18 protein-coding genes and 3 tRNA genes are annotated in these 24,152 nt (G+C 73.9%); 19 read left to right on the top strand and 2 right to left on the bottom strand.

The features are described from left to right. The first annotated feature begins 90 nt into the window (after positions 1–90). From serA to G6R13_RS00950, 16 genes are all read left to right on the top strand, one after another. Positions 91–1,686: a phosphoglycerate dehydrogenase gene (gene serA / locus G6R13_RS01025; protein ID WP_100058409.1), complete on the top strand. Its 1,596-nt coding sequence runs from the start codon at positions 91–93 to the stop codon at positions 1,684–1,686. 182 nt (positions 1,687–1,868) lie between these two features. Continuing rightward, complete coding sequence (locus G6R13_RS01020; RefSeq protein WP_049160431.1) at positions 1,869–2,645, top strand: hypothetical protein; 777 nt, start codon at positions 1,869–1,871, stop codon at positions 2,643–2,645. Next, the gene (metG, locus tag G6R13_RS01015) at positions 2,638–4,263 is read left to right on the top strand and encodes a methionine--tRNA ligase (RefSeq protein WP_049145187.1); all 1,626 of its coding nucleotides are present in this window, start codon (positions 2,638–2,640) and stop codon (positions 4,261–4,263) included. Before G6R13_RS01020 ends, metG begins: the two co-directional genes overlap by 8 nt. Before the next feature lie 71 nt (positions 4,264–4,334). Beyond that, positions 4,335–5,411: a 3-isopropylmalate dehydrogenase gene (locus G6R13_RS01010; protein WP_069941572.1), complete on the top strand. Its 1,077-nt coding sequence runs from the start codon at positions 4,335–4,337 to the stop codon at positions 5,409–5,411. A gap of 146 nt (positions 5,412–5,557) precedes the next feature. Then, positions 5,558–6,649, top strand: a complete 1,092-nt coding sequence (locus G6R13_RS01005; RefSeq protein WP_080981678.1) for a branched-chain amino acid aminotransferase — start codon at positions 5,558–5,560, stop codon at positions 6,647–6,649. Between the two features lie 25 nt (positions 6,650–6,674). Then, positions 6,675–8,936: a carbon starvation CstA family protein gene (locus G6R13_RS01000; protein ID WP_100058583.1), complete on the top strand. Its 2,262-nt coding sequence runs from the start codon at positions 6,675–6,677 to the stop codon at positions 8,934–8,936. A 1-nt stretch (position 8,937) separates the two neighbouring features. Then, entirely contained in the window at positions 8,938–9,183 is a 246-nt protein-coding gene (locus tag G6R13_RS00995) for a YbdD/YjiX family protein (RefSeq protein ID WP_101967181.1), read from the top strand. 194 nt (positions 9,184–9,377) lie between these two features. Then, the gene (locus tag G6R13_RS00990) at positions 9,378–10,172 is read left to right on the top strand and encodes a fumarylacetoacetate hydrolase family protein (protein ID WP_100058773.1); all 795 of its coding nucleotides are present in this window, start codon (positions 9,378–9,380) and stop codon (positions 10,170–10,172) included. Between the two features lie 50 nt (positions 10,173–10,222). After that, complete coding sequence (gene gltX, locus G6R13_RS00985; RefSeq protein WP_163720892.1) at positions 10,223–11,800, top strand: glutamate--tRNA ligase; 1,578 nt, start codon at positions 10,223–10,225, stop codon at positions 11,798–11,800. An 8-nt stretch (positions 11,801–11,808) separates the two neighbouring features. Further along, positions 11,809–12,594, top strand: coding sequence for an HAD family hydrolase (locus G6R13_RS00980; protein WP_041103180.1), 786 nt, complete (start codon positions 11,809–11,811; stop codon positions 12,592–12,594). Between the two features lie 119 nt (positions 12,595–12,713). Continuing rightward, positions 12,714–12,785 (top strand) — tRNA-Gln (locus G6R13_RS00975). Between the two features lie 55 nt (positions 12,786–12,840). Further along, positions 12,841–12,913: transfer RNA gene (locus tag G6R13_RS00970), tRNA-Glu, on the top strand. Positions 12,914–13,042: 129 nt separating this feature from the next. After that, a tRNA-Glu gene (locus G6R13_RS00965) sits at positions 13,043–13,115 on the top strand. 106 nt (positions 13,116–13,221) lie between these two features. Next, positions 13,222–15,030, top strand: coding sequence for a dynamin family protein (locus G6R13_RS00960; RefSeq protein ID WP_101967226.1), 1,809 nt, complete (start codon positions 13,222–13,224; stop codon positions 15,028–15,030). Beyond that, complete coding sequence (locus tag G6R13_RS00955) at positions 15,027–16,787, top strand: GTPase (protein WP_073115665.1); 1,761 nt, start codon at positions 15,027–15,029, stop codon at positions 16,785–16,787. The genes G6R13_RS00960 and G6R13_RS00955 overlap by 4 nt, the downstream gene beginning before the upstream one ends. Further along, positions 16,784–17,932 carry a thiamine-phosphate kinase gene (locus G6R13_RS00950; RefSeq protein WP_163720890.1) on the top strand — a complete coding sequence of 383 codons (1,149 nt, stop codon included), beginning with the start codon at positions 16,784–16,786 and terminating at the stop codon, positions 17,930–17,932. The genes G6R13_RS00955 and G6R13_RS00950 overlap by 4 nt, the downstream gene beginning before the upstream one ends. A 27-nt stretch (positions 17,933–17,959) precedes the next feature. Here the strand turns inward: G6R13_RS00950 and G6R13_RS00945 are convergent, their stop codons facing one another. Next, the gene (locus tag G6R13_RS00945; protein ID WP_163720888.1) at positions 17,960–19,426 is read right to left on the bottom strand and encodes a UDP-glucose/GDP-mannose dehydrogenase family protein; all 1,467 of its coding nucleotides are present in this window, start codon (positions 19,424–19,426) and stop codon (positions 17,960–17,962) included. A gap of 123 nt (positions 19,427–19,549) precedes the next feature. Next, a complete protein-coding gene (locus G6R13_RS00940; protein WP_002856418.1) occupies positions 19,550–20,326 on the bottom strand; it encodes an IclR family transcriptional regulator in 777 nt (258 codons plus the stop codon). A 229-nt stretch (positions 20,327–20,555) separates the two neighbouring features. On the opposite strand from G6R13_RS00940, the gene leuC reads away from it, so the two are divergent. The 3 genes from leuC to murA all read left to right on the top strand — a co-directional run bounded on the left by leuC (position 20,556) and on the right by murA (position 24,120). Continuing rightward, the gene (gene leuC / locus G6R13_RS00935; protein WP_036338082.1) at positions 20,556–22,010 is read left to right on the top strand and encodes a 3-isopropylmalate dehydratase large subunit; all 1,455 of its coding nucleotides are present in this window, start codon (positions 20,556–20,558) and stop codon (positions 22,008–22,010) included. A gap of 3 nt (positions 22,011–22,013) precedes the next feature. Further along, the gene (gene leuD / locus G6R13_RS00930; RefSeq protein ID WP_036338085.1) at positions 22,014–22,619 is read left to right on the top strand and encodes a 3-isopropylmalate dehydratase small subunit; all 606 of its coding nucleotides are present in this window, start codon (positions 22,014–22,016) and stop codon (positions 22,617–22,619) included. Positions 22,620–22,791: 172 nt separating this feature from the next. Next, complete coding sequence (gene murA / locus G6R13_RS00925; protein ID WP_002856412.1) at positions 22,792–24,120, top strand: UDP-N-acetylglucosamine 1-carboxyvinyltransferase; 1,329 nt, start codon at positions 22,792–22,794, stop codon at positions 24,118–24,120. Positions 24,121–24,152: the final 32 nt, after the last annotated feature.

The raw sequence follows: 24,152 nt of genomic DNA, 5'->3' as shown, positions 1-24,152 counted from the left end.
CGGCCACGGTCCGGTCACGCGTCTAGGCTCGGACCGGAGCGCGGGCCGGCCCGCCTTCCATCCCACCGCACCACACCTCCAGGAGCACCCGTGAGCGCAGCCCAGCCCGTCGTCCTGATCGCCGAGGAACTCTCGCCCGCCACCGTCGAGGCCCTCGGCCCCGACTTCGAGATCCGCCGCACGGACGGCGCCGACCGCGCCCGCCTCCTCGAGGACCTGCGCGACGTCGACGCGGTGCTGATCCGCTCGGCCACCCAGATGGACGCCGAGGCGATCGCCGCCGCGCCGCAGCTGAAGGTCATCGCGCGCGCCGGCGTCGGACTGGACAACGTGGACGTGCCCGCCGCCACCGAGGCCGGCGTCATGGTCGTCAACGCGCCGACGTCGAACATCATCTCCGCCGCCGAGCTCACCTGCGGCCACATCCTGGCCGCCGCCCGCAACATCGCGGCCGCCCACGGCTCGCTGAAGGCGGGGGAGTGGAAGCGTTCGAAGTACACGGGCGTCGAGCTGTACGGCAAGCGGCTGGGCGTGATCGGCCTGGGCCGCATCGGCGCGCTCGTGGCCGAGCGCATGAAGGCGTTCGGCATGGAGATCCTCGCCTACGACCCCTACGTGACCACCGCCCGCGCGCAGCAGCTCGGCGCGAGCCTCGTCGAGCTGGACGAGCTGCTCGAGCGCGCCGACGTGGTCACGATCCACATGCCCAAGACCCCCGAGACGGTCGGCATGATCGGCGATGAGCAGTTCGCCCGCATGAAGGACACCGCGATCATCGTGAACGTGGCCCGCGGCGGCCTCGTGGACGAGGACGCCCTCGCCCGCGCGCTCGAGGCCGGGACCATCGGGGGTGCCGGCATCGACGTCTTCAGCTCCGAGCCGGCCACGGACCTGGCGTTCTTCGCCCACGACTCCGCCGTCGTCACCCCCCACCTGGGCGCCTCGACCGCCGAGGCCCAGGAGAAGGCGGGCGTCGCCGTCGCCGGCTCCGTGCGCCTGGCCCTCTCCGGCGAGCTCGTGCCGGACGCCGTGAACGTGACCGGCGGCGCGATCCACGAGGACGTGCGCCCCGGCCTGCCGCTGGCCGAGAAGCTGGGCCGCGTGCTCACCGCGCTGGTGGGCGAGCAGTCCATCACGGCCGTCGAGGTGGAGATCGCCGGTGAGATCGCCGAGCACGACGTCTCCGCGATGCGCCTGGCCGCCCTGAAGGGCGTGTTCACGGACATCGTCTCGGACCAGGTCTCCTACGTGAACGCCCCCGTGCTGGCCGAGCAGCGCGGCGTCGAGTGCCGCCTCACCACCACCGCGGTGTCCGAGTCCTACCGCAACACCGTCACGGTGCGCGCCGCGACCGCGCAGGGCGCCCAGACCGCCGTCACCGGCACACTCACCGGCCCGCGCCAGGTGCAGAAGCTCGTGGGCGTGGACCGGCACGAGCTCGAGGTGCCGCTGGCCGACCACCTGCTCGTGTTCGCCTATCAGGACCGCCCGGGCGTCATCGGCGTCCTGGGCCAGGCCCTCGGGGTGCAGGGCGTGAACATCGCCGGCATGGACGTCTCGCGCGACGACGAGGGCGCCGCCCTGGCCGTGCTGACCCTGGACGGGGCGCTGTCCGGAGACACCGCGGCCACGCTGGCCGCCGCGATCGGCGCCGCACGGGCGGCCGAGGTGGACCTGTCCGCCTGACCCGTCGACGCCGGCGGGTGGCATCCCACCCGGCCGGGCCCACCGCCCCGTGTCGCGCCGGGCCGGCGCGCGTCGCCCTGTGTTGAGATGGTGTCCATGTCGCGTCCAGCCGAGCCCCGCCCCGCCCCGCACCCGCCCCGACCGCGCGCGCCGCAGCGGCCCGCCCCGCCACGCCTCCGGGCGTGCAGGGCCGCTGGGCCCGGCGCGCGGCGGGCGGGCTGATCGGCGTCAGTGTCCTGCTCGCCGCCTGGTCGTTCGCCCTCCCCTTCGTGTTCGGGCTGGGCCCGCGGCAGGTGCCGTGGTGGCGCGAGGTCTTCGACGTGAACCACGAGGCCAACCTCACGGCGTGGTGGAGCTCGGGCCTGCTCCTGCTGGGGGCCGCGGGCTTCACCACGGTGGGTCTCGTGCGTCGCGCGCTGGGGGCGGATCGGCGGCGGAGCCTGCTCGCGTGGTTGACCCCCGCGGCCCTGCTGGCGGCCATGAGCCTGGACGAATCGACGCAGATCCACGAGCAGGCCGGCCAGCTGTGGGAGGCCCTGCCGTTCGCGGGGGAGAACCCGCTGCCCGCGTTCCAGTGGCTGATCCTCGGCGCGCCGGCCGCGATCGTCGTCCTCGGGCTGCTCGCGCTGTGCACCGTCGCCCTGCCCCGCCGGACCCGAGCGCTGACGGTGGCGGGCGGCGCGGTGTTCTTCTTCGGCGCGATCGTCCTCGAGGCGGTGCCGCTCGTCTTCGGGATCGGGCGCAGCACCCTGGCCTACCACGTGGCGACGCACGCGGAGGAGCTGACCGAGATGATCGGGGCGTCCGTGCTCGTGGTGGCCCCGTGGGCCCACCTCCACCTGCGGCCTGCGCCGGGCCATCTGCAGGTGACCGCCGACGGCGTCCCGGACGTCGGCGCGGACGACGTCGTCCTCGGCGCGGGCCCCGGGCCCGCCGCTAGACTCGACGACTGTGACTGACGCCCGCGCCCCGTACTACCTGACCACGGCCATCTCCTACCCGAACGGCGAGCCGCACATCGGCCACGCCTACGAGTACATCGCCTCGGACGCGATGGCCCGCTTCCAGCGGCTCGACGGGCGGGATGTGCGCTTCCTGACCGGCACGGACGAGCACGGCCAGAAGATGGAGCAGACGGCGCAGCAGCAGGGCGTGAGCGCCCTCGAGCTGGCCACGCGCAACGCCGCCGTCTTCAAGGAGATGGACGACGACGTCCTGGACATCTCCTACGACCGCTTCATCCGCACCACGGACACGGACCACGCCGAGGCCGTCCGCGAGATCTGGCGGCGGATGGAGGCCAACGGGGACATCTACCTCGGCTCCTACGCCGGCTGGTACTCCGTGCGGGACGAACGCTACTTCGGCGAGGACGAGACCGAGGTGGGTCAGGACGGGGTGCGCCGCGCCGTCGAGACCGGCACCGAGGTGACGTGGACGGAGGAGGAGTCCTATTTCTTCCGCCTGTCCAAGTACCAGCAGCCGCTGCTGGACCACTACCGCGAGCACCCGGACTTCGCCGCCCCCCGGTACCGCTTCAACGAGGTCATCCGCTTCGTGGAGGCCGGGCTCGAGGACCTGTCCATCTCCCGGACCTCCTTCCAGTGGGGCATCGACCTGCCGGCGCCCGCGGACCCCGACGCCGCCGACGCCGACCGGCGCGCCGACCACGTCACCTACGTCTGGGTCGACGCGTTGACGAACTACCTCACCGGCGCGGGCTGGCCGGCGGAGGACCCGGAGGCGTTCGCGCGCTACTGGCCGGCGGACCTGCACGTGATCGGCAAGGACATCTCCCGGTTCCACTGCATCTTCTGGCCCGCGTTCCTCATGTCGGCCGGCCTCGAGCTGCCGCGCCGCGTCATGATCCATGGCTTCCTGAACAACAACGGGGCCAAGATGTCCAAGTCCCTGGGCAACGTGGTGCACCCGCGGGAATGGGTGGCCCGGTACGGCCTGGACGCCATTCGCTTCTTCCTGCTGCGCGAGTTCCCGTTCGGCGCGGACGGCTCCTACAGCCACGAGGCCGTGGTGAGCCGCAAGAACGCGGACCTGGCCAACAACCTCGGCAACCTCGCCCAGCGCTCGCTGTCCATGGTGGCCAAGAACTGCGGCGCCGCCGTGCCCGAGCCGGGCGAGCTCACCGAGGCGGACCGCGCCGTCCTGGCCCAGGTCGACGCCCTGCTGGAGCGCTCCCGGTCCGCGTACGCGGTGCAGGACTTCCACGACGCGCTCGAGGAGACCTGGCGCGTGCTCGGTGAGATCAACGCCTACTTCGCGGACCAGGCCCCGTGGGTGCTGCGCAAGACGGACGAGCCGCGCATGCGCACGGTGCTGTACGTGACGTTGCAGGCCGTGCGCCGGGTGGCCCTGCTCGCGCAGCCGGTGATGCCCGGCTCGGCCTCGCGGCTGCTGGACCTGCTCGGCGTCCCCGCCGAGGGCGACGCCGGCCGCACCGGCGCGTCCGGCACCGGCCCGCGGTCCTTCGCCGCGTTCCACGAGGACCTGGTCCCCGGCACCCCGCTGCCCGCCCCGCAGCCGGTCTTCCCGCGGCACGAGGAGCCCGCCGAGGACTGAGTCCGTCCGGAGGGTGAGACCGGGTGTCACACGATGTGGTCCTCACGCGTGCCGCGCGTAGCCTGAGGGCCATGACCGAGACCACACGCAGCTCCGCAGACCCCTTGGACATCGCCGTCATCGGCGGCGACGGCATCGGCCCCGAGGTCACCGACCAGGCCGCCGCCGTCCTGCAGGCGGCGCTGCGTGCCGAGGGGCGTCCGGAGGCCCGGCTCACCCCGTATCCGCTGGGTGCGGAGCACTGGCTCGAGACCGGCGAGGCGCTCACGGACGAGGTCCTCGAGTCCCTTCGCCGCCACGACGCGATCCTGTTCGGGGCCGTCGGCGCCGCGCCCGGGGACGAGCGCATCCCGTCCGGGCTGATCGAGCGCGGCATGCTGCTCAAGCTGCGCTTCGCGCTGGACCACGGCGTGAACCTGCGCCCGGCCACCCTGCTGCCCGGCGCCGTCAGCCCCCTGGCCGCGCCCGGCGAGATCGACTTCACCGTGGTGCGCGAGGGCACGGAGGGGCCGTACGTGGGCAACGGCGGTGCGATCCGCGTGGACACCCCGCACGAGATCGCCACGGAGGTCTCCGTGAACACGGCGTTCGGCGTGCGCCGCGTCGTCGAGGACGCCTTCCGTCGCGCCGACGCGGGCGAGCGCAAGCGCCTCACGCTCGTGCACAAGCACAACGTCCTGGTCCACGCCGGCCACCTGTGGCGCCGCACCGTGGAGTCCGTGGCGGCCGACTTCCCCGCGGTCACCTGGGACTACATGCACGTCGACGCCGCCATGATCTTCCTGGCGACGGACCCGGCCCGCTTCGACGTGATCGTGACGGACAACCTGTTCGGGGACATCATCACGGACCTCGCCGCGGCCGTGACCGGCGGCATCGGGCTCGCCGCCTCCGGCAACATCAACGTCGAGGGCACGGCGCCGTCGATGTTCGAGCCGGTCCACGGCTCCGCTCCGGACATCGCGGGCCAGGGGATCGCCGACCCCGTGGCCGCCATCCTCTCCGCCGCCCTGCTGCTCGAGCACGTGGGCGAGACCGGCGCCGCGGCGCGCGTGCGCACCGCGGTGTGGGCGCACCTGAAGGACCGGGTGGACGGCGCGCGGGGCACCACCGCCGAGGTGGGCGCCGACGTCGCCGCGCGGGTCTGACGCGCGGGCCCGGCGCGTCGACGCCGGGTCTAGGATGGGGCGACGGCCTGTGGCGTGTGCCACGCCCGGCGCCGTGGCCCCCCGCGCGTCGTGCCCGGCACCGGAGCCGTCCCCATCCGTCACCCGTCACGAGGAGTGATCCCACCGTGTCCGAGACCGTGTTCACGCGGCAACCACATCTGTCCCCGATGTCCGATCAGCAGCGCGTCGAGATCCTCCAGGACCCCGGTTTCGGCAACGTCTTCACGGACCACATGGTCTCGATCGACTGGACCTGGGACGAGGACGGCGGCGCGTGGCATGACGCCCGCGTGGAGCCCTACGGCCCGCTGTCCCTGGACCCCGCGGCCGCCGTGCTGCACTACGGCCAGGAGATCTTCGAGGGCCTGAAGGCCTACCGGCACGAGGACGGGTCGGTGTGGACGTTCCGCCCCGAGGCCAACGCGGCCCGCCTGAACCGCTCCGCCCGCCGCCTGGCCCTGCCGGAGCTGCCCGAGGAGCTGTTCCTCGGCTCGCTGCAGGCCCAGCTCGAGGCGGACCGGGCCTGGGTGCCCACCGGCCCGGGCCAGTCCCTCTACCTGCGCCCCTTCATGTTCGCCTCCGAGGCGTTCCTCGGCGTCCGCCCGGCCCGGCAGGTGCGGTACATGGTGATCGCCTCCCCGGCCGGCAACTACTTCGGCGGCGAGCTCAAGCCGGTGACCATCTGGGTCTCGCGCGACTACGCCCGCGCCGGCAAGGGCGGCATGGGCGCGGCCAAGACCGGCGGCAACTACGCCGCCTCGCTGCTGCCCCAGCTGCAGGCCGCGGCCCAGGGCGCCGACCAGGTCGTGTTCCTCGACCAGTACCACGACGACGCGATCGAGGAGCTCGGCGGCATGAACGTGTTCTTCGTGCACGCCGACGGCCGCCTCGTCACCCCGGCGCTCACCGGCACGATCCTCGAGGGCGTCACCCGCTCCTCGATCCTCCAGCTCGGCCGGGACATGGGCCTGACCGTCGAGGAGCGTCGCGTCACCCTCGCCGAGTGGGCCGAGGGCGTCCGCTCGGGCGAGATCACCGAGGTCTTCGCGTGCGGCACCGCCGCCGTCGTGACCCCGATCGGCCGTCTGCTCGACGGCGACGACGTGATCGAGTCCGCCGGCGGGGCCGACGTGGCCCTCAAGATCCGCACCGAGCTCGAGGGCATCCAGACCGGGCGCGTCGAGGACCGCCACGGCTGGCTGCACCGCCTCGTCTGACCCCACCCCACGAACGGAGACCCCCGTGAGCTCGCACCGCTCCTCCGCGGCCGCCGAGGGCGCCCCACTCCCGGCCACGACGCCGGAAGACCTCCCGCCCACCGAGGCCGCCGGCCGGCCCCGCTGGACGCCCGTGAAGATCGCCGTCTGGGTGGCCGTCGCCCTGCTCGGCGGCGTCGCCTGGACCATGCTCGCCCTGCACCGCGGCGAGACGATCAACGCGATCTGGTTCGTGTTCGCCGCCGTGGCGACGTTCGCGATCGGCTACCGCTTCTACTCGAAGTACGTCGAGCGCATGATCGTCCACCCGGACGACACCCGCGCCACCCCGGCCGAGTACCGGGCCGACGGCCGGGACTACGTGGCCACCGACCGCCGCGTGCTCTACGGCCACCACTTCGCGGCCATCGCCGGCGCCGGTCCGCTCGTGGGCCCCGTGCTCGCCGCGCAGATGGGCTACCTGCCCGGCACCATCTGGATCATCGTCGGCGTGATCCTGGCCGGCGCGGTCCAGGACTACCTCGTCCTGTTCTTCTCGATGCGCCGCGGCGGCCGCTCGCTCGGCCAGATGGCCCGGGACGAGCTGGGCCGCGTCGGGGGCACCGCCGCGATCGTGGCCACCCTGCTGATCATGGTGATCATCACCGCGATCCTCGCGCTCGTGGTGGTCAACGCCCTCGGCGAGTCCCCGTGGGGCGTGTTCTCCGTGGCCCTGACCATCCCGATCGCGATCTTCATGGGCCTGTACCTGCGCTACCTGCGCCCGGGCCGGATCACCGAGGTCTCGATCATCGGCTTCGTGCTGCTCATGGCCGCCATCATCGGCGGCGGCTGGGTCGCCGAGACCGACTGGGGCGTGGCCCTGTTCACCCTGGACCGCGTGACCATCGCGTGGGGCATCATCATCTACGGCTTCGTGGCCGCCGTGCTGCCCGTGTGGCTGCTGCTCGCGCCCCGCGACTACCTCTCCACCTTCATGAAGATCGGCGTGATCGCCGGCCTCGCCGTGGCCATCGTGATCGTGCAGCCGCAGATCACCGCCCCGGCGATCTCCGAGTTCGCCTCGGGCCAGACCGGTCCGGTGTGGCCGGGCTCCCTGTTCCCGTTCCTGTTCGTGACCATCGCGTGCGGCGCCCTGTCCGGCTTCCACGCGCTGATCGCCTCGGGCACCACCCCGAAGATGGTGGAGAAGGAGCGCCAGACCCGCTTCATCGGCTACGGCGGCATGCTCATGGAGGCCTTCGTGGCGGTCATGGCGCTCGTGGCGGCCGTGTCCATCGACCGCGGCATCTACTTCGCCATGAACGCCCCCGCCGCGCTCACCGGCGGCACCCCCGAGACGGCGGCCGCCTGGGTGATGAGCCTGGGCCTGGCCGGCGTGGACGTCACGCCCGAGCAGCTCACCGCGCTGGCGAACCTCGTGGGCGAGGACACGGTCGTCTCCCGCACGGGTGGCGCCCCGACGCTCGCCGTCGGGCTCTCGATCATCATGGGCCAGCTGATCGGCGGCGAGGCCCTCATGGGCTTCTGGTACCACTTCGCCATCATGTTCGAGGCGCTGTTCATCCTCACCGCCGTGGACGCCGGCACCCGCGTGGCCCGCTTCATGCTCCAGGATTCCCTGGGCAACGTGGTCCCGCGCTTCAAGGACACCGGCTGGCGCGTGGGCGCCTGGGTGTGCACCGGCATCATGGTGGCCGCGTGGGGCGCCGTGCTGATCATGGGCGTGACCGACCCGCTGGGCGGCATCAACACGCTGTTCCCGCTGTTCGGCATCGCCAACCAGCTGCTGGCGGCCATCGCGCTCGCGGTGGTCCTGGCGATCGTGGCCGGCCGCCGGCACTTCCGGGGCCTGTGGATCGTGGCGCTGCCGCTGGGCTTCATCACCGTGGTCACCACGGTGGCGAGCTTCCAGAAGATCTTCTCGTCGGTCCCGGCGGTGGGCTACTGGGCGCAGCACAACGCGTTCAAGGACGCGCTGGCCTCGGGCGCCACGAGCTTCGGCGCCGCGAAGTCCGTGCCGGCGATGGAGGCCGTGGTCCGCAACACCTTCATCCAGGGCACGCTGTCCATCGTGTTCCTCGTGCTGGCGCTCGTGGTCATCACGACGTCGGTGCTCGCCACGGTGCGCGCCTTCCGCGGCACCGAGGTCATCGATCACCAGGACCCGTACGTGCCCTCGCAGCGCTTCGCCCCGGCCGGGCTGTTCGCCACGGCCGAGGAGAAGGAGCTGCAGCGGCAGTGGGACGCCCTGCCGGCGGACCGGCAGCCGGTGCGGGGTCACTGACGTGGCCGATCCGCGCGCGACGCCGGCCGGGCCCTCCACCGCGGAGGGCCCGGCCGGCCCGTCTCGGCCCGGGGTGTGGGCCCGGGTGCGCTGGTGGGTCCGCCAGCTCTCCGGAGAGGGGAAGTACGACGCGTACGTGGCCCACCACCGGGCCCACCATCCGGAGCGCGCGCCGATGACCGAGCGGGAGTTCTGGCGGGCCGAGTACGCCCGCCAGGAGGAGAATCCGGGCAGCCGCTGCTGCTGAGCGGCCTGGACCCGCCCCGCTCCGCACCGCGCTGCACCGCGCTGAGCCAGACGAATCCGCCCGCGAGCCAGACGAATCGGTCGCCCCGGGCCGTCGGGCGCGGCCGAATCGTCTGGCTCGCGGCGTCAGCGCAGTCGGCATCGGGTGGGGTGTCCGGCGACGGCGACCGCCGCTCACCCACTACGCTGACCCCCATGCGCATCGCCCGTTTCGTGGACCAGGCCGAACCGACCTACGGCATCGTGGAGGGCCCGGCGGACGCCGACCTCTCCGAGCTGAGCATCACCGCCCTGCAGGGGGACCCGTTCTTCCATGGGATCCAGCCGACCGGCACGACCCACCGCCTCGAGGACGTGCGGCTGGTCGCGCCGATCATCCCGCGCTCCAAGATCGTGGGCGTGGGCCGCAACTGGGCGGACCACGCCAAGGAGCTCGGCAACGAGGTGCCCACGTCCCCGCAGTTCTTCCTCAAGCCGAACACCTCCGTGGTGGGTCCGAACGAGCCGGTCACCCTGCCCAGCTGGTCGGAGGAGGTCTCCTACGAGGCCGAGCTCGCCGTCGTGATCGGCACCATCTGCAAGGACGTGCCGGTGAGCCGCGTGGACGACGTCGTGTTCGGCTACACCGTGGGCAACGACCTCACCGCCCGCGACGCCCAGCGCACCGACCTGCAGTGGGCCCGCGCCAAGGGCTTCGACGGCGCCTGCCCGCTGGGCCCGTGGATCGAGACCGAGCTGGACGTGGAGCCGACCGGCGGCCTGCGCATCACGTCCCGCCTCGACGGTGAGACCCGCCAGGACGGCACGACCGCGGATATGGTCTTCGGCGTCCGCGAGCTCGTGGCCGCGGCCTCGGAGATGTTCACCCTCCTGCCCGGCGACGTGATCCTGACCGGCACCCCGGGCGGGGTCGGGACGGTCCAGGAGGGCCAGCGCGTCGAGGCCGAGGTCGAGGGCATCGGCGTCCTCGCCACCGTCTTCCGCCGCTGACGCAGGCGCCCGACGACGGCGTCCGGGCCCCCGCGTAGACTCGGGGCATCATGACTGACGCCACCGCTCCCGTGTCCGAGAACGCCCCCGCCCCCTTCGCCGACGTCCCCCAGGTGGACGCCGAGACCCCCGTGCGCGTGCGCTTCGCCCCCTCGCCCACCGGCACCCCCCACGTGGGGCTGATCCGCACCGTCCTGTTCAACTGGGGCTGGGCGCGGCACACCGGCGGCACCCTCGTGTTCCGCATCGAGGACACGGATGCCAAGCGCGACTCGGAGGAGTCCTACCAGCAGCTGGTCGAGGCGATGCGCTGGCTCGGGATCGACTGGGACGAGGGCGTCGAGGTCGGCGGCCCGCACGAGCCGTACCGTCAGTCCCAGCGCGGGCAGATCTACGCGGACGTGATCGAGAAGCTCAAGGCCGGCGGACACATCTACCCGTCCTACTCGAGCCCCGAGGAGACCGAGGCCCGTCACCGGGCCGCCGGCCGCGACCCCAAGCTCGGCTACGACGGCCACGACCGCGACCTCACGGACGAGCAGATCGCCGCCTTCGAGGCCGAGGGCCGCGCGCCGGTCTGGCGGCTGCGCATGCCGGACGAGGACATCACCTTCACCGACCTGGTGCGCGGGGAGATCACCTTCAAGGCCGGCTCCGTGCCGGACTTCGTGGTGGTGCGCGCGGACGGCTCGCCGCTGTACACCCTCGTGAACCCGGTGGACGACGCGCTCATGGGCATCACCCACGTGCTGCGCGGTGAGGACCTGCTCTCCTCGACTCCGCGCCAGATCGCGCTCTACCGCGCCCTGCACGCGATCGGCGTCGCCCGGTACATGCCGGTGTTCGGCCACCTGCCCTACGTGATGGGCGAGGGCAACAAGAAGCTCTCCAAGCGCGACCCGCAGGCCAACCTGTTCCTGCACCGGGACAACGGCTTCATCCCGGAGGGCCTGCTGAACTACCTCGGCCTGCTGGGCTGGTCCCTCTCCGCGGACGAGGACATCTTCACCCCGCAGCAGTTCGTGGAGCACTTCGACGTGCACAAGGTGCTGGCCAACCCCGCCCGCTTCGACGAGAAGAAGGCGATCGCGATCAACGGCACGCACGTGCGCATGCTCGACGTGGCCGACTTCCGTGACCGTCTCGTGCCCTACCTGCACGCGGCCGGCCTCGTGGGCGAGCACCTGACGGAGCGGGAGATGCAGATCCTCACCGCCGCGGCCCCGCTCGTGCAGGAGCGTGTGCAGCTGCTCGGCGAGGCCGTCGAGATGCTCGCCTTCCTCTTCACGGCGGACCGGGACGTCCGGACGGCCGAGGGCGCCCTCAAGGGGATGCCGGCGGACCTGGGGGCCGCCGTCGCCGCGGCCCGGGAGGCGCTGGCCGCCCTGCCCGAGGACGAGTTCACCACCGAGCGCATCGAGGCGGCGCTGCGGTCCGCCCTCATCGACGGCCTGGGCCTCAAGCCGCGCCAGGCGTTCGGCCCGGTGCGCGTCGCGGTGACCGGCCGCAAGGTGTCCCCGCCGCTCTTCGAGTCGCTCGAGATCCTGGGCCGGGACTCCGCGCTCGCCCGTCTGGACCGCTTCGCCGCGGAACAGGGCCTGGACCAGGACCAGCCCGCCGACGCATGAGCCGGGGCGTGAGCACGACGCCGGCCGGCGGGTCCGCGGGCGCGCCCGCGCCGCCGGCCTGGGACGCCGTCCTCTTCGACCTGGACGACACGCTGCTGGATCTGCGCTCCGCCCAGCACGCCGCGTTCGACGCGACGGTGCGCCGGCAGTGGGCCGGGGCCGCCGACGTCGACCCGGCGGTGCTGGCTGAGGCCACCGACGCCTTCGCGTCCGACGCCGGCGGCCACTACGGGCGCTACGTGGCCGGGGAGCTGACGTTCGAGGAGCAGCGGCTGGCCCGCGTGGCCGACGCCCTGCGCGCGCTCGGCGTGCCCGAGGACGCGGCGACCCCGCTCGACGGCCTGTGGACCACCGACTACGAAGAGGTCGTGCGCGGGCACTGGGCGCTGTTCCCCGCGACCGTCGACGTCCTCGCCGAGGTGCGGGGAACAGGCCGTGGCGTGGGGATCGTCACGAACAACGTGGAGGCCTACCAGCGCGGCAAGGCCGACGCCCTCGGTCTGGAGTGGGTCGAGGTGCTGATCGGCTCGGACACGGCCGGGGCCCCGAAGCCGGACCCGGCCCCCTTCCTGGCCGGCTGCTCCCGCCTGGGCACGGACCCGGGACGCACCCTCATGGTGGGGGACAGCCTGCGTCACGACGTCGAGGGGGCCCGGTCGGCGGGGCTCGTTCCGGTGTGGATGAGCCCCGACGCCCCCGCCCACGGCGGGGCGGAGGAGCCGCTCTGGGACGAGGAGCACGCATGCTGGCGGATGCGGGCGATCGGCGGGCTGCGGACCTGGCTGGCGGCCTGACCCGCCGATTTTGCACACGTCGCCCGGAGGGTGTAGAGTTCTTACTCGTTGCCGGAGAGATCCGGGAACACCGAGCTCATGAATATGATGCACATCGGTCAGGCATGCTTGACCGACAGTGGGGTATGGTGTAATTGGCAACACAACGGTTTCTGGTACCGTCATTCTAGGTTCGAGTCCTGGTACCCCAGCGAGTCTTCGGACTCAGTGAACGCGCACGGGCGGAGACGCTCGGACGTGGCGCACGGCCCCATCGTATAGCGGCCTAGTACGCCGCCCTCTCACGGCGGTAACGCGGGTTCAAATCCCGCTGGGGTCACGCAGTCGTCGCCCGGTCCTCGGACCGGAACGGCACGGGCGGATGAACGCATCCGCCGCCTGAACAGGAGACGCAGGCGCAGAAGAAGGTCTCCACGGCATCGCTTCCGCACACGCGGACAGCGCGCTCGGCCCCATCGTATAGCGGCCTAGTACGCCGCCCTCTCACGGCGGTAACGCGGGTTCAAATCCCGCTGGGGTCACCCGAGTGACAGGAGGCCCGGTCCCTGCGGACCGGGCTTCCGTCGTTTCCGTCCGCCGGGCCGGCGGGATGGGCGGCCGGTGCGCGCCCGTGAGACGATGGCCCACGTGCCACACACGGATCAGAACGCCCCAGACCTCGGTGTCGACACGGCCGTCCGCCGCGTGCGCGAGCACCTCGCCGCGCTCGAGCTGCCCTTCGAGACCGTCACTGCGGGGCAGGACCGCGCCGAGCGCGAGCGCACCCTGCACCAGATCGACGACTACGTGCTGCCCCGCCTCGACTCGCTCGACGCGCCGCTGCTGGCCGTCGTCGGCGGCTCCACCGGTGCGGGCAAGTCCACGCTGGTGAACGCGCTCGTCGGCCACGAGGTCTCCCGCTCCTCCGCCCTGCGGCCCACCACGCGGCAGCCGCTGCTGCTGCACAACCCCGCCGACGCCCACTGGTTTACGGGCCCGCGGGTGCTGCCCGACCTCGCCCGCGTCAGCGTGCACCGCGACGCGGCCGCCGGCCCCGTCGAACCCGACCAGTCCGCGATGGACACGGTCGCGCTCGTGGCCGAGCCCGCACTGCCGTCAGGCATCGCCCTCGTGGACGCCCCGGACATCGACTCCGTGGCGGACCAGAACCGCGCGCTGGCCCGGCAGCTCCTCGAAGCCGCCGACCTGTGGATCTTCACGACGACGGCGCACCGCTACGCCGACGCCGTGCCCTGGCAGCTGCTGGACGAGGCCGCCGCCCGCGACATCACCGTGGCCGTCGTGCTCGGCCGCGTGCCCGAGGGCGCGGCGGAGGACATCACCCCGGACCTGCGGCGCATGCTCACCGAGCGCGGCCTCGCCGACGCCCGGATCCACGTGATCCCCGAGACCCGCTTCGACGAGCGCGGTCTGCTCCCGCAGGAGCACGTCGCGGGCCTGCGCGCCTGGCTCGAGACCCTCGCCGCCGACGCCCAGGCGCGCGGCGCCGTCGCCCGCCGGACCGTGGACGGCGTGCTGGGCCAGCTGGCCGCCCGCGTCGCCGACCTGGCCCGCGCCGAGGAGGAGCAGCGGCACGCCGCGGACCTGCTCACCCGGATCGTGGGGGACTCCACGGACCAGGCCGTCGGCCGGGTCCGCGAGGCCACCTCGGACGGCACGCTGCTGCGCGGCGAGGTGCTCTCCCGCTGGCAGGACTTTGTCGGCACGGGGGAGTTCTTCCGCGGCGTCGAGACCACGATCGGCCGGCTGCGGGACCGCCTCGGCGCCCTGGTGCGCGGGCGCCCGGCCCCGCCCGAAGAGGTCGAGACCGCGCTCGAGACCGGCCTGCACGCCGTGATGGTCGAGGCGGCCGCCGCGGCCGCCGAGCAGATCGAGCGGCGTTGGGCGTCCGAGCCGGCGGGCCGGGCCCTCGTGGCCGGGCGCGACCTGGGCGCCCTGGCGCCGGACACGTCGGCGCGGGCGGCCGACGTCGTGCGGGACTGGCAGTCGGACGTGCTGGCGCTGATCCAGGAGGAGGGCGCGGGCAAGCGCACGCGCGCCCGCCTGGCGGCCACCGGCGTGAACGGCGCGGCCGTGGCCCTCATGATCATCTCGTTCGCCTCCACCGGCGGACTCGCGGGCATCGAGGTCGGCATCGCCGGCGGCGCCGCCGTCGTCGGTCAGAAGCTGCTCGAGTCGATCTTCGGCGAGGACGCCGTGCGCCGCATGGCCCGGCGTGCCGATGAGCTGCTCGAGCACCGAGTGCGGGCCTTCCTCGAGACCGTGCTCGCGGACCGCTTCCTGCCGCTGCTCCACCTCGAGCGCGAGCCGCAGGCCACCGAGGAGCTGCGCGCCCTCGTGCCGGTGCTGCGCCGCGGGGTGGCCGCCGGCGTCGACGGCCCGACCGGGCCCGAGCACGCCCCGTCCGCCGCCGAGGCGGGGGAGGAGCCCCGATGAGCCGCCGCGACACCCCCGCCCTGGCCCCCCGCCTGGACGCCCTCGGCGAGGCCGCCGAGCTGGCCGCGGGCCGCCTGCCCGAGGACGTCGTGGCCGGGGCCGACGCCGTCGTGCGCGCGGCCGGGGAGCGCCAGGCACTCTCCGCGGAGCACACCGTGGTCGGGTTCTTCGGGGCGACGGGCTCCGGCAAGTCCTCCCTGTTCAACGCGCTCACCGGCCGCGACCTGGCCCGCGTGGCCGCCACCCGGCCCACCACGTCCGAGCCGCTCGCCGCGGTCTGGGGCGTGGGCCGGGGACAGGGGCTGGACCCGGACGCGGAGCACGGCGACGGCACCGGCGAGGGCGGCGGTGCGGCCGCCCTGCTCGACTGGCTCGGCGTGCGCCGCCGCCACCTGCTGGACGAGGCCCCCGTGCTCGACGACGGCCGCCCCGGCTTCCTCGGCTTCGGCCGCCGTGACGGCGCCGACGCCACCGGTCTGATCCTGCTGGACCTGCCGGACATCGACTCGGTCGAGCGGGGCAACCGCGAGATCACCTCCCGGCTGGCCGGCCACGTGGACGTGCTGGTGTGGGTCGTGGACCCGGAGAAGTACGCGGACGCCGTGCTGCACCGCGAGTTCCTGGCGACCATGGGCTCGCACGCGGCCGTGACCCTCGTGCTGCTCAACCAGGTGGACCGGCTCTCGGTGCGTGACCGGGACGTCGTGCTGGCCTCGCTGCGCCGGATGCTCTCCGGCCACGGCCTCGGCGACGTCCGGGTGCTGCCCGTGTCCGCGCGCACGGGGGAGGGCCTCGAGGAGGTCGGCCGGCAGGTCGCGGCGATCGTCGCCCAGCGCGGCGCGGCCGCCGAACGCCTGGGCGCGGACGTCGCGGCCCGTGCCGCGGACCTCGCCGCCGCCTCGGGCGAGGGCGAGCCGGCCGGCGTCGGGCCCGGGGACGAGCAGCGGCTCGGGCGCGAGCTGGCCGTGGCCGGCGGCGTGCCGGCCGTCGTCCGGGCGGTGGAGGGCTCGTACCGGCTGCGCTCGGCCAAGCGCACCAGCTGGCCCGTGCTGCGCTGGATGCACTCCTTCCGCGCGGACCCCCTGCGGCGCCTGCACCTGATGCCCGAGAGCGCCGCCCCCCGCCGCGACCGGGACGAGGTCGCCCGCGACCCCGCGCTGCACCGCACCTCCCTGCCCGAGCGCTCGGGCACCCAGCGGGCCGTCGTCGACGGCGCGGTCCGCACGCTGGCCGCCGCGGCCGGCGCGGGAGCCTCCGAGCCGTGGGCCGCCGCCATCCGCCGCGCGGGCCGGGAGCACGCCGAGGAGCTCCCCGGCGCCGTGGACCAGGCGATCGCCGCCACCGACCTCGGGGCCGGTCGGGGCAGCTGGTGGCACCCCGTGCTGGACGTGCTGCAGTGGCTCGCCCTCCTCACCGCCGTCGTCGGCGCCGGCTGGCTGGGCGTCCTCGCCCTGGCCGGGTACCTGCAGTTCCCCCTGCCGCCCGCCCCCACGGTCGAGGGCTTCCCCCTCCCGACGCTGCTGCTCGTCGGCGGCCTCGCGCTCGGCGTGCTCCTGGCCCTGCTGGCGATCCCCCTGACCCGGTGGACCGCCGCGGCGCGGGGACGCCGCGCGCGCCGCCGCCTCGAGGAGGCGACCACGGACGTCGGCCGACGGCTCGTCGTCGACCCGGTGCGCGCCGAGGTGGACCGCTTCCACGCCTTCCGCGGCGCCCTCGCCCGGGCCTCCGGCGTCCCGGTCCGGCGGGGCCGCCGATGACGGTGCGCGACCCCGCGGCTGCGGCGGGGGCGGCCGTCGGCGACCTCACGGAGGCCGAGCTGCTGGAGGTCGTCCTGACCGGGCTCGCCCCCGCCGCCCGGGACGGCCACTGGCCCGCCGGCACCGTCGCCCCGGGCGACGACGCCGCCCTCGTGCCCGCGCCCCGCGGCGGGACGCTCATCTCCACGGACGCGATGGGGGAGGGCACGGACTTCCTGCCCCGCTGGCCCGCCGGTCCCCGCACCCGCGGCCACGACGCCGGCTGGAAGGCCGTCGCCCAGAACCTCTCGGACGTCAACGCGATGGGCGGGACCGCCTCCGCGCTCGTCACCGCCCTCACCCTGCCGCCGACGACGCCGGTCGCCTGGGTGCGGTCGTTCGCCGCGGGCATCGTGGGCGCGGTGCGTCACCTCGGCGCGCCGGACTGCCGGGTGGCCGGGGGCGACCTGGGCACCGGCGGACGGGTCCACGCCGCGGTGACGGTGCTCGGGGACCCGCACCCCGGCGGAGTGCTGTGCCGCACGCCGGCCGCGGCGGACCGGGACCGCGTGCTCGCCGAGGGCGCCGACCTCGTCCATGCCCAGGCGGTGCCGGACGGTCCCCGGGCCGCCGCGCCTCCGGGGCCGGGGTGGGCCGCCGCCGGGCTCACCCTGCTGCTCACCGACCGCGCGGAGCTGGAGCGACGGGCGGACGCCCTCCCCGCCGCCGACCGGCCGTCACCGCGGGAGCTCGCCCGCGCCGTCCGCGCCCAGCTGCGACCCCGCCCGCCGCTGGCCCTCGGGCCCGCCGCGGTGACGGCCGGCCTGCTCACCCTCATGGACGTCTCCGACGGCCTGGGCAAGGACGCGCACCGCATGGCGGCCGCCACCGGCGGGACCGGCCCCGCGCCGGCACCGTGGCTGGACGAGGCCTGGCTGGCGGAGGCCGCCGCACCCCTGCGCCGCGTGGCCGCCCTGGCCGGGGCCAGCCCGGAGGCGCTCGTGACCGGCGGGGGCGAGGACTACGGCCTCCTGGGGCTGGCGTGGCCCGAGACCGAGCTGCCCCGGGGGTTCACGCGGATCGGCCGGCTCGTGCCGGCCGGGGCCCGGCCGCCGGCCGGGCACCGGCCCCTGTCCGAGTCCGGCTGGGACCCGTTCGCCGGCTGAACGCCCGGGCCGGGGTCCGCGGGCGGGTCAGGCCGCGCGGAGGAGTCGCTCCGGGTCGAAGCGGTGGCCGAGGCCGATGACGTCCCACCCGTGCTCGCGCCACGCGGCGACGTCCAGGACGTTGCGCCCGTCGATCAGCAGGCGGGAGGCCACGCGTGCGCCCACGGCGTCCGGATCCATCTCGCGGAACTGGCGCCACTCGGTCAGCAGCAGGGTCAGCTCGGCGCCGTCCACGGCCGCCTCGAGCGAGTCCACGTAGTCGAGCCGCGGGAAGCGGGCGGCCGCGTTGGCGTTGCCCTCCGGGTCGTACACCCGGACGTCGGCGCCGGCCGTGTAGAGACGGTTGGCGACGTCGAGGGCGGGGGAGTCCCGGACGTCGTCGGAGTCCGGCTTGAACGTGACGCCCAGCACGGCGATCCGCGTGCCGTTGAGCACCTGCACGCTCGCGGGGGTGGGGGCGGTCCCGGAGGCGTCGGCCCGGCGGACGCGGCCGTCGCGAGCCGCGGAGAGCACCTGCACCGCCAGGTCCACCACGCGGTCACGGCGGCGCAGGTTGATGTCGTCCACCTCCGCCAGGAACCGCATGGTCCGGTCCAGGCCCAGCTCGGAGACGCGGGCCTGGAGCGCTCGGATGTCCTTGGGCAGGCAGCCGCCCCCGAAGCCCACGCCCGCGTTGAGGAACCGGCGTCCGATCCGCGCGTCGTGGCCGATCGCGTCCGCGAGGGTGCCGATGTCCCCGCCCACGTTCTCGGTGATCTCCGAGAACGCGTTGATGAACGAGATCTTCGTGGCCAGGAAGGCGTTGGCGGCCACCTTCACCAGCTCGGCCGTCTCGAGGTCCGTGCTGATCCACGGGGTGTCGGCCGCGAGCTGCCGCGCGTAGACGCGGCGCAGGATGCCCTCGGCGCGGGGCCCGTGCGTGCCGATGACGAGGCGGTCCGGGGTGAGCGTGTCCCTCACGGCGAAGCCCTCCCGGAGGAACTCGGGGTTCCAGGCGAGCTCGACCTCGCCCGGCAGTCCGGCCTCGGCGCGCACGGTGCGCACGAGCTCGGCCAGGCGGCGCGCGGTGCCCACGGGCACGGTCGACTTGCCGACGATCAGCGCGTCGCGGTCGATCGCCGCGGCGAGGGAGGCGACGGCGGCGTCCACATAGCTCAGGTCCGCCGCGGTCTCGCCCACCTTCTGCGGGGTGCCGACGCCGATGAAGTGGACGTCCGCCCAGCGGGCCGCCTCCGCGACGTCGGTGGTGAAGCGCAGCCGCCCGGAGGCGACGTGGGTGCGCAGCAGCTCGGGCAGGCCGGGTTCGTGGAAGGGCACCTCGCCGCGGGCCAGGCGCTCGATCTTGGCCGGGTCCACGTCCACGCCGAGGACCTCGAAGCCCAGCTCGGCCATGCAGGCGGCGTGTGTGGCGCCCAGATAGCCCGTGCCGATCACGGACAGCCGCGGCGCGGCCTCCTGCTCGGCGGGGGCGGCGGGCGCGGTCGTCTCGGTCACAGCGGACTCCTCGGTGGTGCGGGGGGCGGCGGTCGGGGACCTGGTTGACGCTAGGCCCCGCGGGTGAACGCGGGAAGAACGGGGTGTCTCCGCGGCGCGTCCCGTCGGTGGCGCGGGCGGGCCTCAGGCCTCGCCGGCGCGGATGAGCTCGGTGAGCCGCGTCGCGGCGGAGACGACGGCGTCCGCGTGCAGCCGGCCCGGCTGCCGGGAGAGCCGTTCGAGGGGGCCGGAGATCGAGACCGCCGCGATGACGCGTCCGCTGGGGCCGCGCACCGGTGCGGACACCGAGGCGACCCCGGGCTCGCGCTCGGCCAGGGACTGGGCCCAGCCGCGCCGCCGCACCGCCGCGAGGACGGTGGGTGTGAACACGGCGCCGGCCAGCCCCTCGACGAGCCGCTCGTGGTCCTCCCAGGCCAGGAGCACCTGCGCGGCGGAGCCGGCCTTCATGGACATGCGGGCGCCCACGGGGATGGTGTCGCGCAGGCCCCAGGGCCGCTCCGCGCTGGCCACGCACACGCGGGAGTCCGCCTGCCGACGGAACACCTGGGCACTCTCTCCCGTGGCGTCGCGCAGCCACAGCAGCACCGGACCGGAGGCCGTGGTGAGCCGGTCCTCGCCGGCGGCGGAGGCGAGCTCGGCCAGGCGGGTGCCCAGCACGTAGCGGCCCTGCAGGTCCTTGCCCACCATGCGGTGGTGCGTGAGGGCGGCCGCGAGCCGGTGCAGCGTGGGCCGCGCGATCCCGGTGGCGGTGACGAGCTGGGCGAGCGTGGCCGGGCCGGACTCGAGCGCGTCGAGGATCGCCACCGACTTGTCCACCACGCCGACGCCGCTGGGATGCCGGTGGAGCGAGGGGCCGATGAGGTCGTCCTCGGTGGGCGGGCGCACGGGCTCGGTGGTCATGGGGTGATCGTAGTCGTCTCACTGCTCGGACGGACCGGGGGTGTCGGTGTGCGTCGCATGTGACCGGGCCGGCCGGGGCCAGGTCCGGCATGTGAGACGAAATCTCACGATATGGAATATCGCGCCGCGTGGTCGAGAACGGCCCCGCCGCGCCCCACAGTGGTCCGTGAGCACCGGCGCCCCGCGCCGGGCGACGACCGACAGGTGCGTGAGCAGGAAGGTGCGGCACATGACGACGGCGACGACGCGGCCCAGGACGCTGGCCGAGAAGGTCTGGGACGAACACGTGGTGGTGCGTGGCGAGGGCGAGGGCGCCTCCCGCACCCCCGACCTGCTCTACATCGACCTGCACCTCGTGCACGAGGTGACGAGCCCGCAGGCCTTCGAGGGGCTGCGTCTGGCCGGGCGTCCGGTGCGCCGGCCCGACCTGACCATCGCCACGGAGGACCACAACACCCCGACGCTGGACATCGACCAGCCGATCGCGGATGCCACCTCGCGCACGCAGATCGAGACCCTGCGGGCCAACTGCGCCGAGTTCGGCGTCCGCCTGCACCCGTTGGGCGACGCCGAGCAGGGCATCGTCCACGTCGTCGGCCCCCAGCTGGGTCTGACCCAGCCCGGCCTCACCGTGGTCTGCGGCGATTCCCACACCTCCACCCACGGCGCGTTCGGCGCCCTGGCGTTCGGCATCGGCACCTCCGAGGTCGAGCACGTCCTGGCCACCCAGACCCTGCCGCTGAAGCCCTTCAAGACCATGGCGGTCACCGTGGACGGCACGCTGCGCCCGGGTGTGACGGCCAAGGACATCATCCTCGCGGTCATCGCGAAGATCGGCACGGGCGGGGGCCAGGGCTTCGTGCTCGAGTACCGCGGTGAGGCCATCCGGAACCTCTCCATGGAGGGCCGGATGACCATCTGCAACATGTCCATCGAGGCCGGCGCCCGCGCCGGCATGGTCGCCCCGGACGAGACCACCTTCGCCTACCTGAAGGGCCGTCCCCATGCCCCCGAGGGCGACGACTGGGATGCCGCCGTCGAGCACTGGCGCACCCTCGCCACGGACGAGGGTGCCGAGTTCGACGCCGAGGTGGTCATCGACGCGGACACGCTGGAGCCGTTCGTCACGTGGGGCACCAACCCGGGGCAGGGCGTGAGCCTGAACGACACCGTCCCCGCGCCCGAGGACTTCGCCGACCCGGTGGCCCAGGAGGCGGCCCGCAAGGCACTGTCCTACATGGACCTGGCCCCCGGCACCCCGATGAAGCAGGTCGAGGTCGACACCGTGTTCATGGGCTCGTGCACCAACTCCCGCATCGAGGACCTGCGGGCGTTCGCCGAGGTCGTCCGGGGCCGACGCAAGGCCGAGGGGCTGCGCGTCATGGTCGTGCCGGGCTCGGCGCGCGTGCGTCTGCAGGCCATGGACGAGGGCCTGGACAGGGTGTTCGAGGACTTCGGGGCCGAGTGGCGGTTCGCCGGCTGCTCCATGTGCCTGGGCATGAACCCGGACCAGCTCTCCCCGGGGGAGCGCTGCGCGTCCACCTCCAACCGCAACTTCGAGGGCCGGCAGGGCAAGGGCGGGCGCACCCACCTGGTGTCCCCGGTGGTCGCCGCGGCCACCGCCGTGCTGGGCCGCCTCGCCAGCCCGTCCGACCTGCCCGCCCTCACCCCCCAGGAGGCCTGAGCCATGGAGAAGTTCACCACCCACACCGGCGTCGGCGTGCCGCTGCGCGCCTCGAACGTGGACACGGACCAGATCATCCCGGCCGTGTACCTCAAGCGGATCTCCCGCACGGGCTTCGAGGACGCCCTGTTCGCCGGCTGGCGCCAGGACCCCGACTTCATCCTGAACACCGAGCCGTTCAGCGGAGGCACCGTGCTCGTGGCGGGCTCGGACTTCGGCACCGGCTCCTCGCGCGAACACGCCGTGTGGGCGCTCAAGGACTACGGCTTCCGCGCCGTGATCTCCCCGCGCTTCGCGGACATCTTCCGCGGCAACTCCGCCAAACAGGGGCTCGTCGCGGCCCAGGTGGAGCAGGAGGACGTCGAGCGCATCTGGAAGGAGCTGGAGAACCGTCCCGGGACCCCGGTCACCGTGGACCTCGTCACACGCACCGTCGAGTGCGGGGATGTGACCGCCCCCTTCCAGATCGACGACGACACCCGTCACCGGCTGCTCGAGGGCCTGGACGACATCGCCGTCACCCTGGGGCACCAGGCCGAGATCGACGCCTACGAGGCGGACCGCCCCGCGTACAAGCCCACCACCCTGCCGGCCCGCACGGCCGGCTGACCGGCCGCCGCCGGGAGCGCACCATTGCCGCGCGTGCCCGGCGACGCCCTATGCTGGGAGGCGATTCCGGGACCGCCCGCCGCACACGGCGGGCGGTCCCGTTCAGAGACCTCCCCGCTCCGGCGGAGTGGCCGAGACCGTGGCCCTGCGGCCGCGCTGAGGAAGGACGCGCATGGCGAAGCTCTTGACCATCCATGGCGGCAAGCCGCTGACCGGTGAGGTGACCGTGCGCGGCGCCAAGAACCTGGTGCCCAAGGCCATGGTGGCCGCCCTGCTCGGCAACTCGCCGTCCGTGCTCCGGAACATCCCCGAGATCAAGGACGTGGACGTCGTCAGCTCCCTCCTCGAGATCCACGGCGTGTCCGTGGAGTGGGACAAGGAGACCGGGCGGATCACGATGGACCCGGCCGGGGTGAAGTCGGCCCTGACCGCCGAGATCGACGCCCACGCCGGCGACTCGCGCATCCCGATCCTCTTCTGCGGCCCGCTCATGCACGCGATCGGGGAGGCCTTCATCCCCGACCTCGGCGGCTGCAAGATCGGCGACCGCCCGATCGACTACCACCTGGCCGTGCTGCGCAACTTCGGCGCCGTCGTGGACAAGCGCCCGGGCGGCATCTCCATCTCCGCCCCCAAGGGCCTGCACGGCGCCAAGCTCGAGCTGCCGTACCCCTCCGTCGGAGCCACCGAGCAGGTGCTGCTGACCGCTGTGAAGGCCGAGGGCATCACCGAGCTCAAGGGCGCCGCCGTCGAGCCGGAGATCCACGACCTCATCGCCGTCCTGCAGAAGATGGGCGCGATCATCACCGTGCAGACGGACCGCACCATCCGCATCGAGGGCGTGAGCGAGATGCGCGGCTACAACCACATCGCGCTGCCCGACCGCAACGAGTCCGCCTCGTGGGCCTCCGCCGCCCTGGCCACCCGGGGGGACATCTACGTCCGCGGCGCCGAGCAGCGCGACCTGACGGCGTTCCTGAACACCTACCGCAAGATCGGCGGCGAGTTCGACGTCGTCGACGACGGCATCCGGTTCTGGCACGCCGGCGGCGATCTCAACCCGCTCGTGCTCGAGACGGACGTGCACCCCGGCTTCATGACCGACTGGCAGCAGCCCCTCGTGGTGGCGCTGACCCAGGCCAAGGGGGTCTCCATCGTGCACGAGACCGTGTACGAGAACCGCTTCGGCTTCACCGACGCCCTCGTGCGGATGGGCGCCTCCATCCAGCTGCACCGCGAGTGCCTCGGCTCCGTGCCGTGCCGCTTCGGTCAGCGCAACTTCCTGCACTCGGCCGTGATCTCCGGCCCGACGCCGCTGCATGGCGTCGAGTTCGACATCCCGGACCTGCGCGGCGGCTTCTCCCACCTGATCGCCGCCCTCACCGCCGAGGGCACCTCCACGGCGACGGGCCTGGAGATCATCAACCGCGGCTACGAGCACTTCATGGCGAAGCTCGAGGGCCTCGGCGCCGACGTCGAGCTGACCGAACGCGACCGGTGAGCGGCGTGGACGCGCAGAGCCCTGCCGCCGCG

It is taken from the genome of Micrococcus sp. Alg238-R198, assembly GCF_900537135.1.
Lineage (GTDB): Bacteria > Actinomycetota > Actinomycetes > Actinomycetales > Micrococcaceae > Micrococcus > Micrococcus luteus.
The sequence above is the reverse complement of the archived record's forward strand: the minus strand, read 5'-3'. Positions and strand labels throughout refer to the sequence as shown.